We start from the raw sequence: 25,543 nt of genomic DNA, 5'->3' as shown, positions 1-25,543 counted from the left end.
CAGACCGCCCCACTGGATGTAGGCGTTGTCCATGGTGAAGCCGGAAGCATCGCCATTGGAGGAGTCACCATACATGGAGACGTATGCGCGCAGCGTACCGAATTCGGTAGCCGTACGGGCGTCGAGGAAGAGATAGCCGCGAGCCAGCCAGGAGTAACCGTCAGAATCGCGGTCGGACCAGTTACCGTCTTCCAGAACGTTGTTGGCAACGATCTGGGTACGAACACGGCCACCAACGCGCAGGCAGGTTTCGGTGCCCGGGATGTAGTAGAAGCGTGCGCCATAGGCGTCACAGACGCGAACGTAGTCAACCGGCTCCGGAGCAACCGGAAGATCGGCTGCCTGAGCCGTGGTAGCGGCAGCAGCTGCTGCAACGCCGAGCATCAAGCTCTTGAGTTTCATATCTGACCTCCAAAAGTCATTTTCTGTTGGAACCTGCACCGGCCACAGAAAGGCCAGACAGATCCCGTCCCCGCGATTCCTAGAAAAACGATCCAGTCAAATTCGAAAGAACCATTTTTTACTGGCGATTACTCGCCGTCGCAGAACTCAGGAACCAAACTTGAAACTCTTCATCAAGCTAAAATTGCCAGGACTCGCCAATGCAGAATCTTCATGTGTGTTTTTTGCAACATACCGCAGCACGAAAACATAAATTACTTCTACGTAATATTTATCGCCAATTTGTTTGATTTATTATAATTATAAAAAATCTTACCCAAGGTAGGTGACATATAAAAATTCATAATTTAAATAATACTATTCCTTATATCATCTTATTCTATATTGCATTGCAAAATAAATTTTCTGCAGCAACGACAGTTTAATAAATCTTACCTTTATTTTCAATTTTCAAAATACGAACCATGCGAAGAAGACTTCTTTTTGCCGTATTTTAGCCCAAAACATGTAACTTCCTCTAGCGCACAATCATATGCGCCTTGCTTCGTCTCGAATTTCCGGAAAATCGGCCCGAACCGGTTTCGAGCCAAAGCCATTCGGGCAATTTCGGTCAAATGCCGGGCAGCGGAGAATCGCTCCGGCGAAGGAAAGCCTGCGGCCTGCCCTGCGAAAACCGGCGCAAGATCAACGGCGATCAACGCAGCAGGAGGGAGATCCCCGCGCTTTCGCCGCGGGCGTCCAGAACCGTTACATTCACGAAGCCCGGTCCCTCCGGCTGCCACACCAGTTGATGCCGATGAGCCTTTTCTTCAAGAGGCGCTCCGTTGACAAGAACCGAAAACGGTCCGACGCCCCCCTTGAGCTTGACGATAAGCGGCTGCGTTGCCGCGAGCCTGCCGGATCCAAATCCCAGATCCAGTTCCGCGCCGTCGGGGGGATAGGATATCTGCAACGCTCCACCGGCCTGCGCCGCCTCCCGGCGGCCGGGTAACCGGGCATACCTGAGCGTTGCCGGCACATCCCGGCTCGCAGCCTCGAGAACCTCCGGTGGTGCTTCAGGCAAGGACCTGCGGCCGGGGCCGAGTTTCTGGAAGACCTCGAACAGAACAGGGACCGCCGCGCTTGCCCCGGTTTCTCCGGGAACCGGCGTTCCGTCCGGCCGGCCGAGCCAGACAGACACCACATAGCGCCCGTCATACCCGACCGCCCATGCGTCCCTGTAACCATAAGCAGTGCCGGTCTTGTAGGCGATGTGAGAGGTTTCCGCTCCGCGGATCTGGGGCAGTCCGGCGAGAATGTCACTCACAAGCCAGGCCGACTTGCGCGACAGCATGTCGATGGTCCGCCCTGCACCGACACCTGCCTGAGTTTCCGCTTCGCAGTCCCGGCGGCAGACGGTCAGGGAAACCGGCCGCCCCTGCCGCGCCAGAGCCGCATAAAGCTGTGTCAGGTCTCTCAGTGTCAATCCAAGCCCGCCAAGGCCGATCGCGAGTCCCGGTGCGGCCCGCTTTTCCAGCACGGGCCGCACCCCGGCCCGTTTCAGCCTGGCCACCAGCCTTGCGGGCCCGACCGCTTCCAGCAGCCGGACCGCCGGCGTGTTCAGGGAAAGCTGCAAGGCCTCGCGCAGTGTCACGGTTCCCTGGTAGGCCTGATCGAAATTCGTCGGCTTGTAACCGCCGATATCCGTGGGCCTGTCCTCGATGTAGCTTTCGGGAAGACCGATGCCCTCCTCGAAGGCCAGCGCGTAGATAAAGGGCTTGAGCGTCGATCCGGGAGAGCGGACTGCGCGCGTCATGTCGACATGCCCCTGCCGGGCGTTGTCCAGCAGATCCGGAGCGCCGACACTTGCAAGGATTTCGCCGTTGCTGTGGTCGGCAACCACGATCGCCATGGAGACCAGCTTCGGATAGGCGCCGATCTTCTGACGCGCGAGTTTTTCCAGCGCCGCCTGCAGGTCCCGATCGATCGTCAGCCTGTGCACCGGTTTCAGCGGATCGCTGTGACGGGCCTCCCGGCTTTCGTGGGGCGCAAGGAAAGGCATCGGATGACGTCTGGTGCGGACAGGCTCGGCGGCGGCGGATTCTGCATCTTCCCGGGTCAGGACACCGGCGGCAGCGGCTCGTGCCAAGACCCGGTTGCGCGCCTTGCGCGCGTTGTCGGGAAACCGGTCCGGCCGCCGCGCTTCCGGGCTCTGCGGCAGCGCTATCAGCAGGGCCGCCTCGGCCGGCGTCAGGCGCACGGGCTCCTTGCCGAACCAGGTCAGGCTGGCGGCGCGGATGCCTTCCAGATTTCCGCCGAAAGGCGCCCGAAGCGCATAGAGCCGCAGAATGTCCTGCTTGGACAGGCTGCGCTCGAGCTGGATGGCTTTCAGAATCTGCTCGTATTTGCGCGCGAGGGTCCTTGTCGGCGCCTCGTCCAGAAGTCTTGCCACCTGCATGGTCAGCGTCGAGCCGCCCGAGACAATGCGTCCGGCACGCAGACTCTGAAGCGCCGAGCGGACAAACGCCCGCAGGTCGATACCGCCGTGATCGAAGAAGCGACTGTCCTCAAAGGCAAGCAGCATCCGGAAATAGAGAGGGTCGATCCCGTCCAGCTCCACCGGCAGACGCCATTTGTCGTCACTGCTGGTGAAGGCCCTCAGAAGCCTGTCGTCGCGATCAAGCACCACAACCGAAAGAGACAGGTCGGCGATTCGTGGCAGGGGCGGCAGCGCATTGAAGTCCTGGCGGACCTTGAGGGCTCCACCGACAGCGAGCACGAGCAGGCCAAGCCCGGCGACCGTCGCCCGCCGCCGGTATCCCCGCCAGCCCTGCCGCATCCCTTTCATCATGGCCCTGCCTTGCCGGCCCTAGCGGGTCGGTCCGAGAACGACGAAACGGCCGGTTGCGGTGATCGCACGACGCTCCGGCCGGTACATGTCTTCAACGGATGCCGGAGGATGGGCGAAGGTTCCCGGCGTTGCCGCACGGGCAAGATAGGCGAAGGTCAACTCCTTGCCCCTCTGCCGGGTCTGATCCACCGCCACTTCGAACCGGTCCGGATAGAAGGCGGAATATTCAGGCTCATCAACGGTGGAAAGGAACGACAGACCGCCAAGGTCTCCCGAGCGCACCAGACGCGGATTGTCGATGACGAGCCCCGCCGGCAGCCGGTCGACCACCATCAGCCGTCCGGGCTGATCCGTCAGCGCACGGACCGTCACCACGACCGCCAGGCGCGTGTTGACGGGGACTGCGGACGGGTCCACCGGATTGCCGTCCAGATCATAGACCATGCGTTCAACCGCAAAGTCCTTGCCGCCCGCCGGTTCCGGCGACACCGGCTGTCCGACGACCGAGACCAGAAGATCCGTCGCCTCGCTGCCATTGTTCGTGACGTCGGCCGGAGCCCCGGCGATATCACTGCCTTCAAGGGACCAGGCAAGACGGCCGGGCGTTTCCTCGCCGTCAACCGAGATCCGGGCGTCCTGCGCCGATTCGTTCAGTGCCTGCGCGGCCAGAAGCAGCCAGGCCATGTCCTGCGTCGAGCGCCAGGAAGAACGTGTCTGCGCGGATTTGAGCAATTCGACCGCTTCACCGGTCAGATCCGCTCCCATCGACGTGGAGACGACATAGTCGGTCACACCGGCACTGTCCCGCAGGACCGATCCGTAATCATTCCGGTAGCTCTGCCATCGTTCCACGGGCAAGTCGGCCAGCGCGGCCTTGAACCCGGTTTCCGCGCGCTGACGTTCCCCATACAGGGCCAGACTGGCCGCAAGTTGCGCCTTTGCCAGAGGCGTCGCGAAGCTTTGCAGCCGGGCATCGAGATAATAGCGCAGATCGCCCATGGAGGCGCGGCCGTTGCGGGCCAGCACATAAAGCGCATAGGCGATCCCTTCACCACCGTCCTGGAAATCGGACGCATAGGCCAGCCGGTTCTCCAGATTGTCCAGCGCCGTGGTGAAGGCGGGTTCGGGAACCTGATAGCCCTTTTCCTTCGCTCGGGTGAGGAAGTCCGTGACATAGGCGTCCAGCCAGGTATCCCCGCCGCCGTAGCTGTTCCACAGGCCGAATTCACCGGAGGACGACTGGTTGGCAAGGACACCGGCAATCGCCTTGACCACCCGCTCGCGGATGGCATCGTCCGAGCCCAGACCCGCGGCCTCTGCCACGTCGCTCAGATAAAGCAGTGGCAGTGCGCGGCTGGTGGTCTGTTCCGTGCAGCCGAAGGGATAGCGGTCGAGCGCATTCAGCAGGCCAGCCACATCGATACTGGCCGCGCCGCCCGCCGTCAGGGTCACCTTGACGGTCTCCGGCCGCAGGCCGTTGAAACTGTCGGCGGTCAGCTTCAGGCTTCCGCCCGAGGCCAGCTGGAAGGAGGAGTTTCGAACCACCTCCGGCTGGGTATTCCGGATATCGATGCCGAAGCGCTTGACGTAGGTCTTGCCTCCCGGTCCGGTCAGCGAGGCAACAATCTCGCTTCTTCCGGCGTCTTCGCCGGCAGCAACCGGCAGGAGAACGAGAGCCTTCCCTCCCTTCTCGAGGTCCAGCATCCGTTTCTGAGCCGCGGCGCCGTCCTCCAGGACAAGGCCGTCTGCGACGGAGACGTTCAGTTCATAGGCGCCGGCAGCGCCATCGACGTTGTCGATTTCCATGGCGAGGCGCGAGCTGTCTCCGGGCGCCAGGAACGCCGGTGCGCTTGCCGTCATCACCACGGGCGAGCGCACTTCCACCTGTCTGTCCGCATGACCGACCCCGTCCTTCGTCCAGGCGACCGCCATCAGTTTCAGGGCGCCGTTGAAGGCAGGCACATCGAAGGACACCGTGGCTTCCCCATCGGTTCCCACATTCACAAGCCCGGAGAACAGCGCGACCGGCTCTTCATCCGGCGGCGGAGCATCCATGCGCAGTCCCATGGCGTCGCCACCGGAGCGGACCCGCCCCAGGGTGCCGGCCATGCGGTCGATCAGCTGCCCGTAAAGATCGCGGACATCGGTGCCGAGCCGCCGCTGACCGAAATACCAGCCTTCCGGATCCGGGGTTTCGTATCGGGTCAGATTGAGGATGCCGACATCGACGGCCGCCACGGTGAGATAGGCCTGTGTGCCGGGCTCCAGATTGGCGAGCCGCACCGGAACCTCCAGCGTCGTTTCGGGCAGAATCCGGTCGGGCGCGGACAGCTCAACGTCAATGGCGCGGTTTCCCGGGTCGACCTGCAGCCAGGAAAGGCCGATCGACCGCGACGGCATGCGCTTCTGGTCGAGATCCATCGGGCGGTAGAGGCTGGCCGTGATATAGGCCCCTGCCCCCCAGTCGTCGCTGACCGGTATCTCCACTTCGGTTTCCTCGCCGGTGACGTTCACGGTGCGGCTGGCAAGCAGCCCGCCGGAGACGACGTTGACCACGGCGATCCCGGCCATCTGCGGCTTCAGACGCAGAATGGCGGTGTCTCCCGGCCTGTAGCTGGACTTGTCCAGACCGACGTCAAGGTAATCGGGCGTGTCGGAGGTCGCGTCTGCGCTGTACCAGCCGGCATCGAAGGTGACGCTGGCGGATGTCTGAAGGGCGCCGCTGCCCTCCACTTCGAGCCGGTACTCGCCCCATTCCACCGGCAGCGACAGCCGGGCGGGCGCGCCGGAAGCGGTCTCGATCTCGCCGTTTGCCACACGCCGCGAGGTCGTGATGGGTTCATAGGACCAGCGCCCGTCAAGGCGGTACCACTGATAGCGGCGGTCGACCCTGGACAGGGTCCAGCTCAGACCGGAGGCGGCCTGTTCCTTGCCGTCAGCGCCGATGACAATGACGGAGAAGTCGGCAGGACCGCCTTCGTCGACACCGCCGTCGAACGCCGGCTTGATGCCGATCCGGGGCCCGTCGAGAGCCGCCGGCAGTTTCAGGTCGCGCTCGACATAACGCCCGCCGGCCTCGACCAGCCGCGCCACAAGCTCGCCGTCGTAGAGCATCGTCGTCTCGGGCAGCTCAGGCAGGCTGACCTCGAAGGACAGCCTGCCCTCGTCATCGGTCTTCAGACCGGAGGGGATCGCCCCGCGCTGCGTATAGGCTTCCGCATCCTCGCGTCCGAACTGGTAGCCCGGATAGGCGTCCAGGGTCCGGACGGGTCGAAGAATGATGTCCCCTTCCAGCGCCTGACCGCTTGCGGGGGAACCGTAGAGGAATCTTGCGCTGAGCGAGACTTGCGTCGGCGCGGTCCGGCTGAACGCCCCGGCATCGGACTCAAGTTCGAAATCGACCCGTTCAGGCTGATAATCCTCAACCATGAAGGTCTTCTGCGCCAGGGAACTGCCCTTCGGGTCGGCAAAGACTTCCCATGACCAGATCCCCTGCTGCGCGGACTGCGCCAGCGTCAGATCCTGCAGGTAACCGCCGAGACCGCCGTCGTTGAGCGTAAAGCGGGCATGTTCGACACCGTCCGGACGGGTAAAGACCAGGGTCAGCGGAAAGTCTTCCTGCGCAACCGCACCCGCAGTGCGCAAGAGCGCCTGGGCATGAACGGTTTCCCCCGCCTTGTAGATCCCGCGATCGGTCCAGGCGAAGACATCCAGCGGTCCCGGCGCGGGCCGTCCCTCGACACCGCGGTCCGACAGGTCGAACGCAGGCTTGCGCAGATCCAGGAAGGAATAGTCGCCGGCGTCCGTTTCCGCGACCAGTATGCCGGGCGCCCGTCCGCCGCGTCCGCGGGTCAGGCCGGCGGCAAATTCGGCAAAGCCTTCCGCATTGGAGGTTGTCTCGCCGAGAATTTCATTGTTCACCGCCAGAAGCCGAACCGTCACGCCCTCAAGCGCCTCGGCAGTGGACAGCGACCGGATGTTGGCCGCAATGCCGTCGTTTCCGCTGAGGACGGTCAGACCCAGGTCCGAGACAAGGAACCATTGGGTTGCCAGCGCGCCCCAGCGGTTTTTCAGATCGAGGCGGGACCGGGCCGTCATGGCGTAGATGCCCGGCTTGAGCTCGATGCCGGTTTCGCTCACCGGAATGGCTGTCGTGATGTCCTGGTTGAGCCGATTTTCGGTTTCAACGACCCCCGACCAGATCTTTTCGCCGAGCTCATCGTCGATCTGCTCGGCCTGATAGGCATTGAGCTGGCGCAGGAACCTGTTGTCGCGCAGGACATCGGCGATGGCCCGGTCTCCGATCCTGTAGATCGTCGCTTCCACTTCGCTGGTGTTCACCGAAACGATCGGAATGGTCGGATTGCCACCCGAGGGCAGAACGTAGGAGCGCCCGAGGAAATTCACCGACGGTGTGCGGTCCTTTACATAGGCGGAAATCTCGACGGATTTCTCGAGCTTCTCACCATCCGCCGCCGGAAGCCCCTTGCGCGCATTCACCTGGTAGCGCTTGCCGTGCTGAAGGCCGTCCACACAGATCTGGTTGCCTTCCGCCTCCACGGACAGGGCCCCTTCGCCGCGCACGGCAACATAGGGGCTCATATCCTGACCGAGCGGCAGCTTTTGCGAGAAAACAAGGCATATGCGCGGAGCAATACTGTCGGAATCCACCTGATGCTCGACAATCCGGAACCCGTGTTTGGCCACAAGAGCATCGTATCGCGTGCGCAGGCTCGCGTTTTCCTCAAGCGCCAGGGACGCGCGCAAGGCCTTGATCGCCGTCCTGAACTCTTTGCGCCGTTCAAGCGACCGGCTCAGAAGATCGAGCGCCACGGCCTGCTCGGGAACGCTCACCGCACGCAAATAGGCGTTGACGGCGGCGGAGACCGCGTTTTTCTTGTTGGTCTCCCGGTCCTGCCAGTTCTCCGGCTTCTGCAGAAGCAACGCCGTCGTCAGATGTCTCCAGACATCGAAATCACCGGGCTCCAGAACGATCAACTGAAGGAAATCGGCCTCTGCCAGCGCTCCGTTGCGCGCCGACAATGCAGCCTGCCCGTTCCGGCGCAGCTGATCCGCGGTCTGTCCGCGGGGACGGACGGAATTGGCGATACTCAGGGAATAGGTTTCCGCCGCTGCCAGCTGGGTCTGGGGCAGAAAGACAAGCTCGGCTTTCCTGTCGGCGCTCAGATCCGGGCGCGGCGTCTGAACTTCAACGACACGGCCCGCGACGGCGCCGGAAAAGCCCTGCAGCTCACCGAAGTCGGATTTCAGGAAACACCAGCCGGCGGAAACATTGAAGGTAAAGGCGCGGCACTGCCGGTCCTGCAGGCAGGCGGCTTCGCATCCCTGCAGGTCAACATCCTTCACCGTCCGGTAATCGCTGCCGAAAAAGTCGGCATCCTCAATGGTGACGATCCGCCGGTCCTGCGCATCGGCCGGGGAGACCGGGAAACCGGCGCCCCAGCCCAGCACCGATGCCAGAACCAGAGCAAGGGAAATGGATTTGAGACCGTTTTTCATCTGATGTCCTGAAAATGACTGATATCGAAAAGAGAACCGCGAAAAAAGCGTCATGGCCAGACCTCCCGGGCCGAGAATTTTGTCCATCAAGGCACCGGATCGTGACAAGGACAAGGCAAAAATGCATGGCCTGACACAATGCCGGTGAAGTTGCGCCCGCAAGGCCTTCACCGGCCTCCGGGGCAGATGGCCGCCGGCCTTCCGGCAGGCGGCGGAGGGAGCCCACCGGGAAAATCCCGGCGCAGGGTCTGAAAAGGGCCGCTCCCGGCTTCAGTCGATCCGGGCAATCAGCTCCTCGATCAGCAGGCCCACTTCCTGTGCCGCCTTGCTGGAGGGCGCTTCCTCCATCACCGAATTCCCCCGCCCCATGGCCGCGGCGAATACGGTCCGGTTTCCCAGGCGGGCGTTCAGGGCATCGTAACCGGACGCCCTGATTGCCTCGGCCATTTCCTGCGTCAGCGACGCGCGCGGCGGAACCCGGTTGAGCACCAGAAGCGCCGGCGTATCCTCGCGGGCCGCCAGTTCCATGGTCTGCCCTGTTGCCCACAGGTCGACCGGTGTCGGCTGGATCGGTACGATGACGAAATCGGCCGCGTCGATGGCGGGCTTGGCGTCGGTATCGGTCTTGGGGGCGGTGTCGATCACCACGTAACCGTGCGACCTGGCAAGCGTTCTTGCTTCGCGGCGTGCGCCCCAGCCGGATGCGGTGCGAAACTCCAGGCCGGTATTGTTCTCGCCCAGGCGCTCTTCGCGTGCCTCGAACCAGGTGCCCAGAGATCCCTGCGGATCGACATCGAGAATCGCGACCGGTTCGCCGGACTGCCTTGCAAGGGCCACCGCGAGATGTGCCACAAGCGTGGTCTTTCCCGAGCCGCCCTTTTGCTGCGCCACAGTCAGAATCCGTCCCGACATGTCAATCCTCCAGAAAACCGGCGATATATTGCGCCGCGTCTTACTGCATTGCAATAAAACATTGGAAGCCCCTGTAGATATACGTACAGGGTTTTTGAAGGGCGAAGTAAACCACGACACGGTTCTGGAATTTCCCTCGGGAAGTTCCGGGTCCGAACGGCATACTAGCCGGATCCAGGCTCGTCTTCCTAACGCCCTCCGAGGGCGTAATAGACATTCCACGAGGGCCGGCCCGTTACCGGCAGGCCGTATTTTGCTTCCGCCTTGCGGATCCCCTCCCGGGTGGCCGGGCCGACCTTGCCGTCCGGCGCGCCCACGTTGAAACCGTTTTTGTTCAGCAGTTTCTGGAGATCGAGCCGCTGCGCCCGCGAGAGGCCGGGATTGTCGGTCGGCCAGGGGGTCTTGAACGGTTCGCCGCCGGAGACCAGCTCCGACAAAAGGGCAATCGCCAGCCCGTAGGATGTGGAGGCATTGTAGGAACGCAGCGCGCGGAAGTTCCTGGTCACCAGAAAGGCCGGGCCGCCGGCCCCCGCCGGCCGGATCAGAGCCGCTTCGAGATTGCCGGAAAGTCGGTTGCCGTCGATCCCGACAAGACCGCGCTTGCCCCAGGTCGAAAGCGAGGAATAGGACTTGCGCCCGGAGGGTCCCGAGTATCCGTCGGGCACCTTGACTTCATAGCCCCACGGCCGGCTGTTCTTCCAGCCGGCGTTTTTCAGGAAGTTGGCGGTCGATGCGAGCGCATCGGGCACCGAATTGACAAGGTCCTTGCGGCCGTCGTTGTCAAAATCCACCGCCAGGGTGTTGTAGGTGCTGGGCATGAACTGGGTCTGGCCGAACGCACCGGCCCATGACCCGCGGAAATCGCCGACCGGCACATCGCCCCGCGACGCGATCTGCAGGGTCTTCATAAGCTCCCCGAGGAAATATTTCTGGCGCCGTTTTCCTGCGCAGGCCAGATTCGCCAGGGCATGGGGGGTATAGAAATCCCCCTGGAACTGGCCGTAGTCGCTTTCGATACCCCAGACAGCCAGCACCACATGACGATCGACGCCGTAGCGTTTCTCGATCGCGGCCAGCGTGCGGCTGTGCTTCTTCAGGTTCGCCTTGCCGTCCTTGATCCGCTGCGCATCGACCAGAAAGGCCATATAGTCCCAGATTTCGGTCTTGTGTTCGGGCTGGGAGGTGGAAAAGCGGATGACCTTCTCGTCGAAGGTTGCCCCGGAAAGCATGCGTTCGGCGACTTGCGGACGCACGCCGGCGGCAATCGCCTGTTTCTTCAGGGCCGCGACACAGCTTTCGATCGCAAATGCCGGCCCGCTCACCGGCAGGAACCCCAGTCCGCCTCCGACAACCGCCGCTGCCAGTCTACACCCCATGCCTTGACGCATCGCCCGCTCCGTCCTCCTCGAATCACGTCCCGACGCTGCCACGCCACCGCGACGTAAATGCGGCACAAAGATGGATGGCGACGTTATGACGGGGAAAACATTCCCGGGCCGACGGGCGGAAGGCTATTTGCCCTCGATCAGCCTGCGGCGCAGCCAGCCGGAAATCTGGTCCATCACGATGACGACGACGATTGTCAGAATGATGATGTAGCTGGTGTTCTCCCAGTCACGGGAAGTCTTCATGGTTTCAACCAGCATCAGACCGATGCCCCCTGCCCCGAGCGCGCCGATGACGGTGGCCGAGCGGGTATTGGATTCCAGATAGTAGAGCACCTGGGACACGAAGACGGGCAGGATCTGCGGGATGACACCAAACCGGTAACGCTGGATCTGGTTGGCACCGGTCGCCCTGACGCCTTCCACCTGCCTGTTGTCGATGTTCTCCAGCGCCTCGGAGAAGAGCTTGCCGAGCGATCCGGTGTCGGTAAAGGCGATCGCAAGCGCGCCGGTCAACGGCCCGAGGCCGAAGGCGCGGATGAAGATCAGCGACCAGATCAGCATGTCGATGCCACGCAGGAAGTCGAACAGGCGGCGGGTGAAGAAGCGCACGATGGACGACGAGGTGAAGTTGCGCGCCGCCAGAAAGGCCAGCGGCAACCCGAAGAATGCCGCCGTCAGCGTCCCCAGCAAGGCCATCATGATGGTTTCGAACAATGCCACGAACACTTCACCGTGCTGCCAGTCTGGATTGTCCAGGAACTCATGCGTGATCAGCGACATGTTGGACTGTGCGGGATCGATGCGCTCGTTCGACAGGGCCAATGCCCAAAGCTGGCTGAAGCTCATGCCATGCAGCTCGGACTGGAACGAGAACCAGAAATTTTCCCAGCCGCCGAAATAATTGTGGACCTCGATCTTGGTGCGCGTCACCTGGACACGCCGGTCGAGTGTCGGCCGGGCGTCGAACTTCTTCGGATCGTCCCTGAGCCAGTCCGGCACCGGTCCCGGCGGCAATTCGGTTCTGACACCGTCGTTGGTCGCGGTGACCCTGATAAGGCCATAGTCGGGGACATCGAACTCCATCACCTTCCCGGTGATGGTGACGCTATACCCCTGGCCGAGATCGACAGCCGCGTCGGTTCCGTTCACCTCGACCCAGTCGGGCAATTCGTCGGCAGCGTAGGTTGCCCGGCGCTCGCCTTCAATCGCCACTTCCATGATGTCCCGGCGGAGCAACTTGGTCACATGGACCTTGTAGGCGACGGAATCCGTCGCCAGAAGCGCGGCCCGTTCGGGCTGAGCCTTCGCAAGGAGGTCCGGCACGCCGAAGGAAAACCAAGTGTAGACCAGGTACATCAGGACCGCGATGGGCAGCGCGACCGTCATCCATGCTCTGCGGCGGACGCCGCGGAAAACCGTACCGGGATCCAGGATCGGGGCGTTGAGGGTGTCGACAGCCATTTCAAAATTCCTCAATGAGCCCGGCCGGCGCCGACAAGCTTGCCGCGCAGGTAGGAAGAAGCCTGGTCGATGAGCATGATGGTCAGGAACAGGAGAACGAAGATCGCCGCCGTTTCATCGCCAGCACCCTGCCCCCAGCCGATGGTCCGGCGCAGCTCCTGGCCGATGCCACCGGCACCGACGAACCCGAGGATCGCCGAGGCGCGCACGTTGATCTCAAGGCGCAGCAGGAAATAGCTGAGATAGTTCGGCGCCACCTGCGGCAGCACCGCAAAACGGATGCGCTGCACCCAGTTGGCACCGCAGGCCGAAAGCCCCTCGATCGGTTTGCGGTCGATGTTCTCGTTGACCTCCGAGAACAGCTTGCCCAGGGCTCCGGCGGTGTGAAAGGCCACCGCGATCATGGCCGGCACCGGACTGGACCCCAGGACGAAAATCAGAAAAAGCGCAACAATCAGTTCGGGCACGGCCCGCATGATGTCCATGAGCCGCCGGACCACGGGGATCAGCGGCCCCCAGCTGTCCACGTTGCGCGTCGATGCCATGGCCAGGACAACGGCCAACGCGCCGCCGAGCAGCGTGGCGACACCGGCGATGTTGAGCGTTTCCAGCATGGCGGGAATGTAAGTGATGACCAGACCGAAAAACGCCGGTCCGGCCTCCCAGGCCTCCACCACGATTTCACCGGGATAGTCGAAGAACTTGGACAGGCCTTGCAGGAAGCCGCCGGAATTCATCTCGTTGGATTTCGAGTAGCCGGACATGAGCACCGCGATCACCAGCAGCACCCCTACCAGCGAGTAGAGTTGCCTGCGTTTGCGCAGTGTCAGGATTTCCTGTTCGAGGGCGGCAACGGCCATATCCAGGTTACCTTTTGATATCAGCTCCCCTCAGCCGCCGCAGCCTGAACATGGCGAAGGCGCACTTCCGGGAAATCAGCTTGTGATGACAAACCCATAGAAAACGCGGGCCGCAGACGGCCCGCGTTCCGGTTCCGGAGAACCGATCAGTTTTCGTTTTTCGCCTTACGGGCGGCGATGATGTTCTCGTAAGCTTCATGGGTGATCGGCATGAAGCCCTTGGTGTCGCCGGCGGCAACGGTGTAGGCGCACTCCGGGTCCAGGGAGTTCAGCGAAGCCATCAGGGCGGTCATCTTGATCTTGACGTCTTCCGGAAGCTTCTTGGACAGAACGATCGGACCTTCCGGGATCACCGGCGAGCGCCAGATTTCCTTCAGTTCGGTCATGTCGACCAGACCGGCGTCGGACGCCTTGCGCAGGGCGCCGGAATTATAGCCGTCTTCCCATTCGCCGAGGCCATCGGCCCAGGTCACACCTGCGTCGATGTCGCCGTTGACGACAGCGATGATCGTCTGTTCGTGACCGCCGACGAAGACCACGTCACCGAAGTATTCCCCCGGCTTCATGGAGTAGCCTTCCTGCGGGATGGCGATGGACGGGATCAGGTAGCCGGACGTCGAGTTCGGATCACCGAAGCCGAAAACCTTGCCCTTCATGTCTTCCAGCGAGTTGATCTCGTTGTCGACACGGGCAAAGCCGATCGAGTAGTAGCCGAAGCTGCCGTCAACGTTGACCTTGACCAGAACCGGGTCAACAGCTTCCGGATCGGTCAGATGGACCTTCGCATAGGCGGATGCGCCCAGCCAGGCCATGTCGAGGTTGCCGCCGAGCAGACCTTCGATCACGCCGTTGTAGTCGGCCGGAGCAAACAGTTTGACCGGAACGCCAAGCAGTTCGGCGGTTTTGGTTTCCAGGCACTCATAGGCGCGCAGGCGGTCGGAGGCGTTTTCACCGCCCAGGATGCCGATGCGGAATTCGGTGATCTCTTCAGCACCTGCAACAGGGGCGTTCAGAGCGATCATGCTGACGGCAGCAAGCGCGGCAGCTTTGGCAAGGATTTTCATTTGGGACACTCCCCGAGAGTTCTCAATGTTGATGACGTTTCAAAGGTGGACGGGCGGCTTAAACCGCCGCCGCCGGGGTCATCGCTCCAGCGGATTCCTGTAACCGGGACTGACCGGCGTCGATGGCTGTGGACGTGGCAGCCTCGTTAAAGCTTTCATTCGCGCCGTAAATCTCGCGCGCGGCATCGGTGGTGAGTTCTTCAGGCGTGCCGTCGAAGACCAGGTAGCCGTCGCGCATGCCGATCACCCGGTCGCAGTAATTGCGCGCCGTATCGAGCGTGTGCAGGTTGCAGAGGACGATCTTGTTGTCACGCTCATGGATCTCTCGCAGCGCATCCATGACGATCTTTGCGTTCATGGGATCGAGCGAGGCAATCGGCTCGTCCGCCAGGATCATGTGCGGGTCCTGCATCAGAGCCCGGGCGATCGCCACGCGCTGTTGCTGGCCGCCGGACAGTTCCTCGGCGCGTTTGGTGGCTTCCTGAACGATGCCGAGACGGTCGAGCGCGGCCAGGGCGTTCCGGACATCGTCCTGGCCGAAAATATTGCAGAGGCTCCTGAGCGTGCCATGGGCATTCAGCCGGCCGAGCATGACATTCGTCACCACGTCGAGACGCGGAACCAGATTGAATTGCTGAAACACCATGGCGCAATCACGCTGCCAGCGACGCATCATGCCGCCCTTCAGGCCGAGGATATTGCGATCCTCGAAAAGGATCTGACCGGAGGTTGCCGGGGTCAGCCGGTTGATCATGCGCAGCAGGGTTGATTTGCCCGCACCGGAACGGCCGATGATCCCGACCATCATGGGTTTGTCGATATCAAAACTGACCTTGTTGACCGCTGTCCGGGACCCAAAGGTCTTGGTGACTTCTCGTATTTGAATCACGCGTCGGTCCTGCCCGTTGCTGTTCGTTCTGCCAGCGCACAAGAGCCATCCCAACATTACAAAGTGATGACAATTACCTGTCTCCACGACTAAAGATTCATGACAGACAAATGACAGTCGGCAGAGCTATCCAATCAACAAACAAGGAGACTTCTCATTCCCTTTCCTGCTCAGACACTCCCCCTGAAAGACGACAAGATCCACCTTCACGACAAGAAGGTGCTGCCGCGGGGAATTTCACGCAGGAGATCTCTGTTTTTTCCGCTGACGGGATGTTGAAAAACCTGAATACTGTCATGGGACCGACATCAAACCGTCATCAAACCCGTCTCCCGGCCCTCTACAAACACTTCCCGCCTGTCCGCAGCCTTCCATCCGGAGTTTGATATGTCTGCCCCCACCGACAAACCCGCTCTGAGCGAAACCCCGAATGTTCACCCCGAAGCCAGCGTCGTGAATTGCGAACTAGGCATCTGGACCGAAGTGGGTGCCCTCACGGAAATGCGCGAGAGCCGGATGGGCGACTATTCCTATATCGTTCAGGAAGGTGACGTCGTCTGGTCGACAATCGGCAAGTTCTGCTCCATCGCCCGGCGGGTCCGCCTCAATCCGGGCAATCACGCCACCTGGCGCGCGTCCCAGCATCATTTCACCTATCGCGCCGCCGCCTACGGACTGGGCGAGGACGACGCCGGTTTCTTCCAGTGGCGCAAGGACGACTGGGTGACCATCGGCCATGACGTGTGGATCGGGCACAATGTCACCGTGCTTGCCGGCGTGACCATCGGCACCGGCGCGATCATCGCCGCCGGTGCTGTCGTTGCCAAGGATGTCGCGCCCTATACGATCGTTGGCGGCGTCCCCGCCAAACCGATCAAGCGCCGCTTCACGGTTCCGCAGGAAGAAGCCCTCATGGAAATCGCCTGGTGGGACTGGAACCACGGGCAGCTCAAGGAGCGGCTGCCGGATTTCCGCGCCCTGCCGATCGACGGGTTTATCGAGAAATACCGGTAAGACCGCTGATCGACATCCGGGAGGCCCGCTTTTCATTCCGTTCGGCCTGCTGATATGGTGCCGTGAACCTTACGGGATGAAGACCGATGGAAATGCCCAAAGCCAGATGCCGTTGCAGCCGGTTGCCGCGGTTTGCCAGAGCGCGTTCCGTCCGGCAAAACAGGATTAGGTCGCGATTTTGGCCCCACTCACCCGCGTGATTCTCTACGTCAAGGATGTGGAACGCAGCGCAGCGTTCTATGCGCTTCACTTCGGATTTTCCGTTCAGCGATCGCCTTCGGACAGGATCACGGAACTGGTCCCTGCGGACGGCGGCACGCGGCTGCTGCTGCACAAGGCGGGCAAGGCCCAGAAACTCGGTCAGGTGGCGGTGAAACTGGTCTTTGACGTCAAGGATATTTCCGGATTTTGCGAAATGGCCAAGAGCCATGGCCTTGTTTTCGGATCGCCGCATCAGGCAGACGGTTACCAGTTCGCGAATGCCAAGGATCCGGATGGCAATTCGCTTCAAGTGTCCAGCCGGGCCTGTCGGCAAATGGCGACAGACTGACAAATGTCCCTCCCCAGGCGACCTGTTTGACGTTAAACTCATCCGCATGTCCAATGAAGCAGCAATCCTGGAAACCAGCCTCGGGCCTTCCTTGCGCAGATGGCGCGTGCTGAACCGTATCAAGCAGGAAGCGCTGGCGGATGATCTGGGCGTCTCCCAGAGCAGGATCTCGCGCTGGGAAAGCGGTCTTGCGCAGCCGGACGGCGCGGAAAGACTGAAAATCACCCGGCTGTTGCGTGCCCGGCCGGAAACAGCCGCCGACAGGGCGCTGCTGGATCTGGTTACGCAGGCATCGGTGCCGGTCCATCTCGTCTGCGATCTCACTCACAGGCTTCTGGCGATTTCTCCGGCGCGGGCACGGGAGTGGCACCTGCCCGTGGCGCAATTCATGAACCGGCCGCTGTGGCGGTTCGCCTCGCAAAGCATCCGGGAAATGGAGTTCCAGCTGGTGGATCGCGGCTGGTTCGAGCCACTGCCGGCAGATATCGTCTATGGGACCGAGCCGGCGGATTTTCCGGAGATGTTCATTCCCGAAAGCAGAATCAGGATTTCGCGGCTACCGCTGTCCGACGGCAGCTTCGTGCGCCTCGTGCGCGAAGCCCCTCGCGGCACGGAGCCTGCATAAAATATTCACGCCATGGTCTGGTCGGCGCGAAGCCCGTAGTCTTTCCGTCATGACACAGATGACACCCACTCCTCCGAGATCAGGACAGCGCATGGACGATGAGCGCCTGTCGGGCATCCTGACGTTTCTCCAGTCCGCCGAACAACTGAAGGACACGATCCGATCCGGCTCGACCCGCAAGGGCCGACCCGAAAGCACGGCCGAGCACAGCTGGCGCCTGGCTCTCATGGTGCTGCTTCTTGAGAAGGAGCTGGAAGACATCGACTTTCTCAAGCTCTTGAAACTTTGCCTGATCCACGACCTCGGCGAAGCGATTTCCGGAGACATTCCGGCTCCCGAGCAGCAGCCCGGCGACAACCGTCAGGCGCGCGAGCGGGCTGATTTCCAGACGCTTTGCGCTCCGCTCCCGCAGGATCTGGCAAAGCAACTGCTTGTCCTGTGGGATGAATATGCCGAAGCCGCGACTGTGGAAGCACGTTTTGCCAAGGCTTTCGACAAGCTGGAAACCATCTTCCAGCATCTGCTCATGCCACCGCCCAGCGCAGGGTTCTACGAGTTCAACCTGACCTATGGACGCGACCGCACTGATTATCACCCGCTGACACGGCAGATCCGGGAGCGCGCCGATGCAGGCACCCGCGAAACGATCCGGATTCTGGAAGGTGGCGGAGTGCAATCGCCGGGAAACTTTCCGGCTGAAGCCGATTGATTGCTACACTCCTCAGCAGCACGGCTCCGACACTGCCGCGACCGGAAACAATCATCCGCATTCGTCCCATGCAGGCGGAGCGTTCCGTCTGCGGTCGACCGGACGCAGGTGCTCAGGTCCGGAGTCGGAATTCTACGGAGGAACAATCATGTACACCATTTTGCCGCGCAGCCGGGGCCCCGTTCTGGGTGTCGAAATCAATGGAAAAGTGGATATTGCCCAGGAGCGGGCGCTTGAGGCGAAGGCCGAAGAGCTGATCAGGGAACACGGCAGAATCAGTCTGCTCGTGGTGCTGGGCGATCATGTGGGCGCCTCCTTCGAAGCTGCGACGGCGGACCTGAAGTGGATGCTCGCCAACATGAAACACCTGACAAAGATCGCGATCGTGAGCGACAGCAAGCTTCTTGCCGCCCTCGTGGCGGTGGACGCCACTTTCGCGAAGCTGGCCAGTATCGAGGAAAAGCATTTCGACAGGAAGGATATCGAGACCGCCTGGCAATGGATCGGCTCCCCGTCGTGACAATCGAATGCTGAAGTGTGATGACGGTGCGCACCGCGTTACCTGTTTCACGTCCTGCGAATAGCTCCCACGAGGTTGCCCTGCCCTCAGGATTGCCTGCGCACAGGCTCAGGCATCCAGCCTGCCGTGTCCGGCTGACCTGACGCTCTTTCATGCTCTTTTCCCGTCCTGCAAACCAGCCGGCCATCCGGACCGGAAACTGAGGCCTGTCGCGCCCCGCCGCGGACAAAAGGCCGGTTCGGGCATTGCGGGCTGTCTTTTGGAACTATTTTAAACATGAGTATTTTTATCAAGTTCATACTTGACTTACATACTCATGTTTTACTATTCGGGGCCCAACGGATTTCTAAAAACACAGACCCGTGGCCCAGCCAGTTGCACCTTGCACCGCCAGGCTCTGCGCGTTGACCAAGGAGTTTCCAATGATCACAAAGTGCTTCAGCCTGTTCGCTGCCGGCGCGTTCACCGCGATGACCGCGGCGGGTGCCCTGGCGCAGGGCGCCGGAGAATCCGGCAACAAGGCGCCGCCGGCGGTTTACCTCAGTGCGGCGCAGAATGACGGACCGAAGGAAGCCGACGAGCTGACGCTCGGCATGTGGGTCAAGGCCGGCAACGTCACCACTTATACCATCGGCAATTCCTGGAACGACTGGATCCTCTGGCTCGTCTACGACAAGCTGCGCGAGCCCTCCCCCTATGCCGGCAAGGCGGAGGACTGGCTGGCGACCTCCATCACCCAGGTTTCCGAAGACGCGCGCGTTTGGGAAATCGAGCTGCGTGAGGGCGTGAAATGGCACGACGGCAGCGAATTCACCGCCGAAGATGTCGCCTTTACCTTCGAGTACTACCGTGAAGGCCCGGCCAACCGCTGGACCCACCACGCCTCCTCGGTACCGCGCATGGTCGGCATCGAGGTCATCGATACCTACAAGGTGCGCCTGACATCGGAAAAGCCGATGCCGAATTTCGACCGTATCACCGCGACCGATCTGCCGATCATACAGAAAGCCCAGTGGGAAGGCGTCGAGGATCCCCGCTCCTTCACCGACATGGGCATCGGCACCGGCCCCTACAGGCTCGTCGACTACGAGGCGGACCGCTACTACAAGTTCGAGGCCAACGAGAACTACTGGCGCGGCAAGCCGACGGTCAAGAAACTCAACATCGTCATGATCAAGGATCCGCAGACGATGTTCACAGCGCTGAAGACCGGCGAGATCGACGGCGCCGCCCGCCCGATGCCGCCGGAGCTTGTTCAGCAGTGGAAGACCGAAAGCGCCCTCGAAATGGTCAGCGCGCCCACCCTCTGGGGCGTCTGGCTGGATATCAACGTCGGCCGCAAACCCTTCGACGACCGGGAGCTGCGCCGCGCCGTGACGCTGGCCATCAATCCGGAACCGATGCTGGAGCGTGTGGTCCTCGGCCAGGGCAAATCCGGCAGTCACGGCTGGCCGCATGTGGACAGTTTCTGGACGAAGCCCGACCTTGCCGCCGGCTACGATCCGGAGCTGGCCGTGTCGTTGCTCGACGAGGGAGGATATGAAGATCGCGACGGAGACGGTGTCCGCGAGACGCCCGACGGCAAGCCGCTGGTCTTCGACCTGAAGATCGCCTCGAACCAGCCGACTTTCCTGCGCGCGGCCGAAATCGTCACGGAACAGCTGAAAGAGGTCGGTATCGGCGTCAAGGTCACATCCATCGATCCCGGCTCCATGGGCCAGATGTGGAGTACCCGCCAGTTCGACCTGCGCATTGCCGACATCACGCCGCACGGCATTGCCGACCAGGACATGCTGGTCATCCTCTACCGGGGCGACATCAAGAACGAGATGCTGCTCGACGAGGACAAGAAGGCGATCGTCGACCGCTGGCTGGATGCGGAAACCCGCGAGGACCGTCTGAAGATCAGCTACGAGCTGCAGGAATACCAGACAAGGTACCCCAACCGGGTCATGCTCTGGTATCCGGAAACGGTCTTTGCCTACCGCTGGCAGGCCTATGACAACTACGTTCCTTCCACCGGTTACGGGATCTTCCACAAGTATTCCTTCCTGCCGGAAGAGGTGCGGGGCGAAACAGTCTCCCCGCTCCTTTCCGAGTAAGATCGGGAGCCCGGCGCAATGGTCTATCTTCGCATCGTTCTGCAATATGCAGCCGTCCTTGCCGTTGCGCTTTCGCTCAATTTCGCGCTCCCCCGCATCGCGCCGGGGGAGCCCATCGATTTCCTTCTTCCCGAGGACGTGCTCGTCAACATGAGCCCGGAAGAACATGCGCAGGTGATGCGGGAATTCGGTCTGGACCTGCCCCTCGGCACACAATTTTCCAACTATGTCAGCGGCGTCTTCTCGGGAGACCTGGGTACCTCGGTCAGCTTCGGCATGCCGGTGTGGGACGTGGTTCTGTCCCGCCTGCCCTGGACACTTCTGCTGATGGGGTGGGCCCTGGCCATCAGCGCAATCGTCGGCTCGGTGCTCGGGGTCGCCGCCGCCAGGCTGAAGGGCGGGAAGCTCGACATCATGTCCCTTGTCGGCGTGATGTTTCTCGGCTCCGCGCCCCCCTTCTGGATCGCCATGCTGCTCATCACGCTGTTTTCGGCCCATCTCGGCTGGTTGCCGTCCTATGGCGCCGCGCCCCTGACCGCCATGCCGGGGTCATGGGAATGGGTTTCCGGCGTTGCCCTGCGGCTGATCATGCCGGTCACGGCCCTGACATTGTTCCAGACAGCCAACATCCTCCTGACCGCGCGTTCGGCCATGACAATTGCCCTGGGCCAGGATTACATCACCTTCGCCCGGGCCAAGGGAGCAAGCGAGAATCGTATCTTTACCGCCCATGCCTTCCGCAACGCCTGCCTGCCCATCTACACCAACATCATGATCGGCATCGGCAATCTGGTCGGCGGGGCACTGGTCATTGAAACGGTCTTTTCCTATCCGGGCATCGGCAGCCTGATCGTCGAGGGCGTGGGCGCCCGGGACTACAATCTTCTGCAGGGCGTCTTTCTTCTGGCCACCATGAGCGTTGTCCTGGCGAATCTCGCTGCCGATCTCGGCTATCCGCTTCTGGATCCACGCGCGAGGCAGGCATGAGCGACACGGTTCTCTCCAACCGGATCTACGGCGCACCGGGCCGTCGTGCCCTGACCGCTGAACAGGTGATCCGCCTGACCGGCCTCACCATCCTGACCCTGATGATCGGCGCGGCGGTTTTCGGCCCGATGCTGCTCGCCTACGGGGCGCAGGAGATCGTCTGCCAGCCTTTCGCAACGCCCTCGGCGGCGCATCTTCTGGGGTGCAACGACGCGGGTCAGGATATCCTGGCCGGGGTTCTGACCGGTGGCCGGATATCGCTCAGCGTCGGCGTCGTCACCGCCCTTCTGACAACGGCGCTTGCGACATTGGTCGCCGTGGGGGCCGCCTATTACGGCGGCCTGACCGACCAGCTGGCCATGCGCGTCGTCGACGTGATCATGTCCCTGCCCTTCCTGCCGCTGGTGATCGTCCTGGGCACGTTTCTCGGGGCGTCCCTGCCCGTGCAGGTTCTGGTGATCACGCTGGTCATGTGGGCACAGCCGGTGCGTGAGCTGCGCAGCCAGGTCCTCAGTCTGCGATCCGCCGAGCATGTGGAGGCAGCGCGAGCGATGGGGGGCGGATTTGCCTGGATCGCGCGCAAGCACCTCCTGCCGGACCTCGCACCGCTGATCGTGCCGCAGTTCGTGCGCGTTGCCCATAACGCGATCCTGATCGAGAGCTCGCTCAGCTTTCTCGGGCTCGGCGATCCCCTGCGCAAGAGCTGGGGCACGATCCTCTTTCATGCCAACGCGCGCACCGCCTTCCTGACGGAAAGCTGGGTGTGGTGGATCCTGCCGCCGGGCATCGCGATTGCGCTTGCCGTCGTGGCCTTCGCGCTGATGGGCTACGGCATCGGCGACGACAAGACGCCCCGGGCCGACCGGAACGCCAGGGCGCTCGATGATGTCGAGAAAGAGCCCTCGGACGGGATTCTGTCGCTGCAACATGTCAGCATTGCCTATCGGACCGGACAGGGAACCGTTCCCGCCGTCAGGGACGTGTCACTGGAGTTGAGACAGGGGGAACTCCTGGGGCTGGTCGGCGAATCCGGGTCCGGAAAATCGACACTGGGCATGTCCCTGCTGCGGCTTCTGCCACCGGCCGGAAAAATCACCGGCGGTGGTGTCTGGCTCGACGGGGAAAATCTCTTCAGTGCCGAAGACGCCCGGCTGCGCGCCCTGCGGGGCAGCCGCATCGCTCTCGTTCCGCAGTCTGCGATGAACGCGCTCAATCCGGTGCGCACCATCGGCTGGCAGATTTCCGAGGCACTCAGGATACACGGCAGGCAAGGCGGGGCGGCCCAAGTCGCCAGGCTGCTGCAGCTGGTGCAGATCGACCCGTCCCGTGCAGCGGCCTTTCCGCACGAGCTGTCCGGCGGAATGCGGCAGCGGGTGGTGATCGCCATTGCCCTTGCCAACGATCCGAAAGTGCTGATCGCCGATGAACCCACCACCGGTCTGGATGTGCTCGTTCAGGCCGAAATCATGGCGCTTTTCGCACACCTTCGAACCAGGCTCGGCATCGCCATCGTGTTCATTACCCACGACCTTCCGCTGATCGCCGCCGAGGCCGACCGGCTGGCGATCATGGAAAAGGGTGTGATCGTCGAGACGGGAACGCCAGGGGATCTGGAACGAAACGCCAGCCATCCGCACACCCGCGCCCTGTTCGCATCGGTCCCCAGGCTGCATGCACCGCGGATCTGGCAGCGCGGCCCGCACGCCGGTGACAGGATCCTGACGCTCGAGAATGTCTCGATGTCCTTCAATGCGGGATTTGCTGCCCGACTGCGGGGCGCAAGGCCCGTCCATGCCCTGCGCGGGGTCTCGGTCGAACTGCGCCGCTGCGAGGTCCTGGGACTTGTCGGCGGATCGGGATCGGGCAAAACGACCGTGGCCAGACTGTCGCTCGGCCAGTATGCTCCGGATAACGGTGCTGTCCTTTTCGACGGCAAGCCACTTCACAGGGCCTCCGGCACGCCGGTCCACATGATCTTCCAGGATCCGTATCAGTCCCTGAGCGCGCGCATGAGCGTCATGGAAGCGGTGGCCGAACCCTTGCGGATCGCCGGACGCACCTGCAAGCCCGCGGATATCGCAACCGCGCTGCGCGACGTCCACCTGCCCGACGACAATGTGTTCCTGAACCGCCGCGTCGGCTCTCTTTCGGGCGGGCAACGCCAGCGTGTCGCCTTTGCCCGGGCGCGGATCACCCGTCCGCAGGTCATCCTCGCGGACGAGCCGACGTCGATGCTCGACCAGTCGATCCGCCTGGAAATCCTGAACCTTCTTGAAGACATGCGCCGGGATCTGGGCACGAGCATCCTTTTCATCACCCACGATATCGTCCTGGCGCGCCACTTCTGCGACCGCGTGGCCGTCATGCGCGACGGCGTGGTTGTCGAACTCGGCCAGGCCGACGATGTCGCCCTCAATCCCGTCCATGAATACACCAGCCGTCTCATCGAGGCCGTCGAGCACCCCAGCAGCGCGAGGATATCCTAGTGCGCAGATTTCTCCTGATCCTTTTCGCACTCCTGCTGCCGGTTACCGCAGCCATGGCCCATTTCGCGACCAACAGCCAGCATCGGGTGTTCCTGCTCGACAGGGAGGAGGAACGGCTCTTCATCCGCATCGCGGCTCCACTCATCTTCGCGGAAGAACTCGCCGCGCGGTCCGGGCCTGACGAGCCGATCGAGTCGGACTTCATCGACGCCAGCCGGATCAACGGGCAATGGATCTACCGGCTGGACACCGGGGCTATCGCCGCAAGGCCGGACGTGTTCATGAACAAGATCGCCGACGGCTACGAAGTCTTCTCCGGCGGCAAAGCCGTCGACCTGACACCGCAGGCGGTGGCCGTCCATCTGAAACAGGACCTGCCTCCCTTTGCGGATATCGGCGACGCCGAGGCAGCGCTGGAACAGACGACGGGCATTGCCCCCTATGTCGCCGATGCGATGGTCGATATCTCCATCGCTCTCGGCCCGCTTTCGCAGACCGTCGCCATCCGCAACAGGTTGCCGGAGATAGATCTCCCCGCCGAGATTTCCATCGACAATCACTTCCTTGACTGGAAAGGCGGCGGCGTCGAAATGCGGGATGTCAGCGGACAATTGACTGATCCCGTCATTCTGGAACGCAGCCTGCCGGAAACCATCGGCAGATATGTCGTCGAAGGCGTGAAGCATATCCTGGAAGGTCCCGACCATGTTCTCTTCGTGATCTGCCTGGTCCTCGCCTCCGCGTCCCTTTCCCGCCTCATCTGGACCGTCTCCGGCTTCACCATCGGCCACACGGTCACGCTGATTGCCGGTTTTCTGGGCTTCGCTCCCTCAGCCAGCTGGTTCATTCCCGCCGTGGAGGCCGCGATCGCCGCCTCGATCATCTATGCGGGTGCCGTTGCCCTTCTCGGCCGGGCGCAGGGACCCGGCCTCGTCGTCACCGCCGGTCTCGGGCTTTTGCACGGGTTCGGCTTTTCCTTCGTCCTGGCCGACGTGCTCGGACGTCAGTCACCCGATCTGATCCTGTCGCTTCTTTCCTTCAACATCGGCGTCGAAATCGGACAGCTGGCAATCGTGGCCGTGGTCTTCGCCCTGCTCGGGCTCTCCCGCAACGCGGGCGTTCATTTCCCCAGGGCACTGAGACTGGCAGGGGCGTCGATCGCCATCGTGATAGCGGCTTACTGGCTGATCGAGCGCGTGCAACTCATTGGAAAGGTCATCTGAC

18 protein-coding genes are annotated in these 25,543 nt (G+C 62.2%); 9 read left to right on the top strand and 9 right to left on the bottom strand.

Annotated elements, in window-relative coordinates; translation table 11 throughout:
- The 9 genes from DCO57_RS18710 to phnC all read right to left on the bottom strand — a co-directional run.
- Nucleotides 1-402 (bottom strand): porin (locus tag DCO57_RS18710; protein ID WP_205756215.1); only part of this gene is annotated, 402 nt, incomplete at its 3' end.
- Between the two features lie 694 nt (nt 403-1,096).
- Nucleotides 1,097-3,232, bottom strand: a complete 2,136-nt coding sequence (pbpC, locus tag DCO57_RS18705) for a penicillin-binding protein 1C (RefSeq protein WP_244287973.1) — start codon at nt 3,230-3,232, stop codon at nt 1,097-1,099.
- Between the two features lie 18 nt (nt 3,233-3,250).
- Nucleotides 3,251-8,752 (bottom strand): alpha-2-macroglobulin family protein, encoded by a 5,502-nt coding sequence (locus DCO57_RS18700; protein WP_116700440.1) that lies wholly within the window; start codon nt 8,750-8,752, stop codon nt 3,251-3,253.
- Nucleotides 8,753-9,022: 270 nt separating this feature from the next.
- Nucleotides 9,023-9,664, bottom strand: coding sequence for a ParA family partition ATPase (gene parA / locus DCO57_RS18695; RefSeq protein WP_116700436.1), 642 nt, complete (start codon nt 9,662-9,664; stop codon nt 9,023-9,025).
- Between the two features lie 188 nt (nt 9,665-9,852).
- Entirely contained in the window at nt 9,853-11,040 is a 1,188-nt protein-coding gene (locus DCO57_RS18690; protein ID WP_116700435.1) for a lytic murein transglycosylase, read from the bottom strand.
- Between the two features lie 135 nt (nt 11,041-11,175).
- The gene (phnE, locus tag DCO57_RS18685) at nt 11,176-12,513 is read right to left on the bottom strand and encodes a phosphonate ABC transporter, permease protein PhnE (RefSeq protein ID WP_116700434.1); all 1,338 of its coding nucleotides are present in this window, start codon (nt 12,511-12,513) and stop codon (nt 11,176-11,178) included.
- An 11-nt stretch (nt 12,514-12,524) separates the two neighbouring features.
- Nucleotides 12,525-13,373 (bottom strand): phosphonate ABC transporter, permease protein PhnE, encoded by an 849-nt coding sequence (gene phnE / locus DCO57_RS18680; RefSeq protein WP_116700433.1) that lies wholly within the window; start codon nt 13,371-13,373, stop codon nt 12,525-12,527.
- Between the two features lie 146 nt (nt 13,374-13,519).
- Nucleotides 13,520-14,437, bottom strand: a complete 918-nt coding sequence (phnD, locus tag DCO57_RS18675; RefSeq protein ID WP_116700432.1) for a phosphonate ABC transporter substrate-binding protein — start codon at nt 14,435-14,437, stop codon at nt 13,520-13,522.
- 58 nt (nt 14,438-14,495) lie between these two features.
- On the bottom strand, nt 14,496-15,326 hold the full coding sequence (gene phnC / locus DCO57_RS18670; protein ID WP_116700431.1) for a phosphonate ABC transporter ATP-binding protein: 831 nt from the start codon (nt 15,324-15,326) through the stop codon (nt 14,496-14,498).
- A gap of 387 nt (nt 15,327-15,713) precedes the next feature.
- On the opposite strand from phnC, the gene DCO57_RS18665 reads away from it, so the two are divergent.
- The 9 genes from DCO57_RS18665 (at nt 15,714) to DCO57_RS18625 (ending at nt 25,542) form a co-directional block, all read left to right on the top strand.
- On the top strand, nt 15,714-16,340 hold the full coding sequence (locus DCO57_RS18665) for a DapH/DapD/GlmU-related protein (RefSeq protein ID WP_116700430.1): 627 nt from the start codon (nt 15,714-15,716) through the stop codon (nt 16,338-16,340).
- 178 nt (nt 16,341-16,518) lie between these two features.
- Nucleotides 16,519-16,890, top strand: a complete 372-nt coding sequence (locus tag DCO57_RS18660; protein ID WP_208978035.1) for a VOC family protein — start codon at nt 16,519-16,521, stop codon at nt 16,888-16,890.
- A gap of 46 nt (nt 16,891-16,936) precedes the next feature.
- A complete protein-coding gene (locus tag DCO57_RS18655) occupies nt 16,937-17,515 on the top strand; it encodes a helix-turn-helix transcriptional regulator (RefSeq protein ID WP_116700428.1) in 579 nt (192 codons plus the stop codon).
- Between the two features lie 91 nt (nt 17,516-17,606).
- Nucleotides 17,607-18,224, top strand: a complete 618-nt coding sequence (locus DCO57_RS18650; RefSeq protein ID WP_116700427.1) for an HD domain-containing protein — start codon at nt 17,607-17,609, stop codon at nt 18,222-18,224.
- 148 nt (nt 18,225-18,372) lie between these two features.
- Entirely contained in the window at nt 18,373-18,744 is a 372-nt protein-coding gene (locus DCO57_RS18645; RefSeq protein WP_116700426.1) for an STAS/SEC14 domain-containing protein, read from the top strand.
- A gap of 422 nt (nt 18,745-19,166) precedes the next feature.
- Nucleotides 19,167-20,846, top strand: coding sequence for an ABC transporter substrate-binding protein (locus DCO57_RS18640; RefSeq protein ID WP_116700425.1), 1,680 nt, complete (start codon nt 19,167-19,169; stop codon nt 20,844-20,846).
- An 18-nt stretch (nt 20,847-20,864) separates the two neighbouring features.
- Complete coding sequence (locus DCO57_RS18635; protein ID WP_116700424.1) at nt 20,865-21,833, top strand: ABC transporter permease; 969 nt, start codon at nt 20,865-20,867, stop codon at nt 21,831-21,833.
- Complete coding sequence (locus tag DCO57_RS18630; RefSeq protein ID WP_116700423.1) at nt 21,830-24,319, top strand: ATP-binding cassette domain-containing protein; 2,490 nt, start codon at nt 21,830-21,832, stop codon at nt 24,317-24,319. The genes DCO57_RS18635 and DCO57_RS18630 overlap by 4 nt, the downstream gene beginning before the upstream one ends.
- Nucleotides 24,319-25,542: a HupE/UreJ family protein gene (locus DCO57_RS18625; protein ID WP_116700422.1), complete on the top strand. Its 1,224-nt coding sequence runs from the start codon at nt 24,319-24,321 to the stop codon at nt 25,540-25,542. Before DCO57_RS18630 ends, DCO57_RS18625 begins: the two co-directional genes overlap by 1 nt.
- Nucleotide 25,543: the final 1 nt, after the last annotated feature.

It is taken from the genome of Labrenzia sp. 011, assembly GCF_003075075.1.
In the GTDB taxonomy this organism is placed as follows: Bacteria; Pseudomonadota; Alphaproteobacteria; order Rhizobiales; family Stappiaceae; genus Roseibium.
This window is presented reverse-complemented; position numbering and strand designations above follow the sequence as displayed.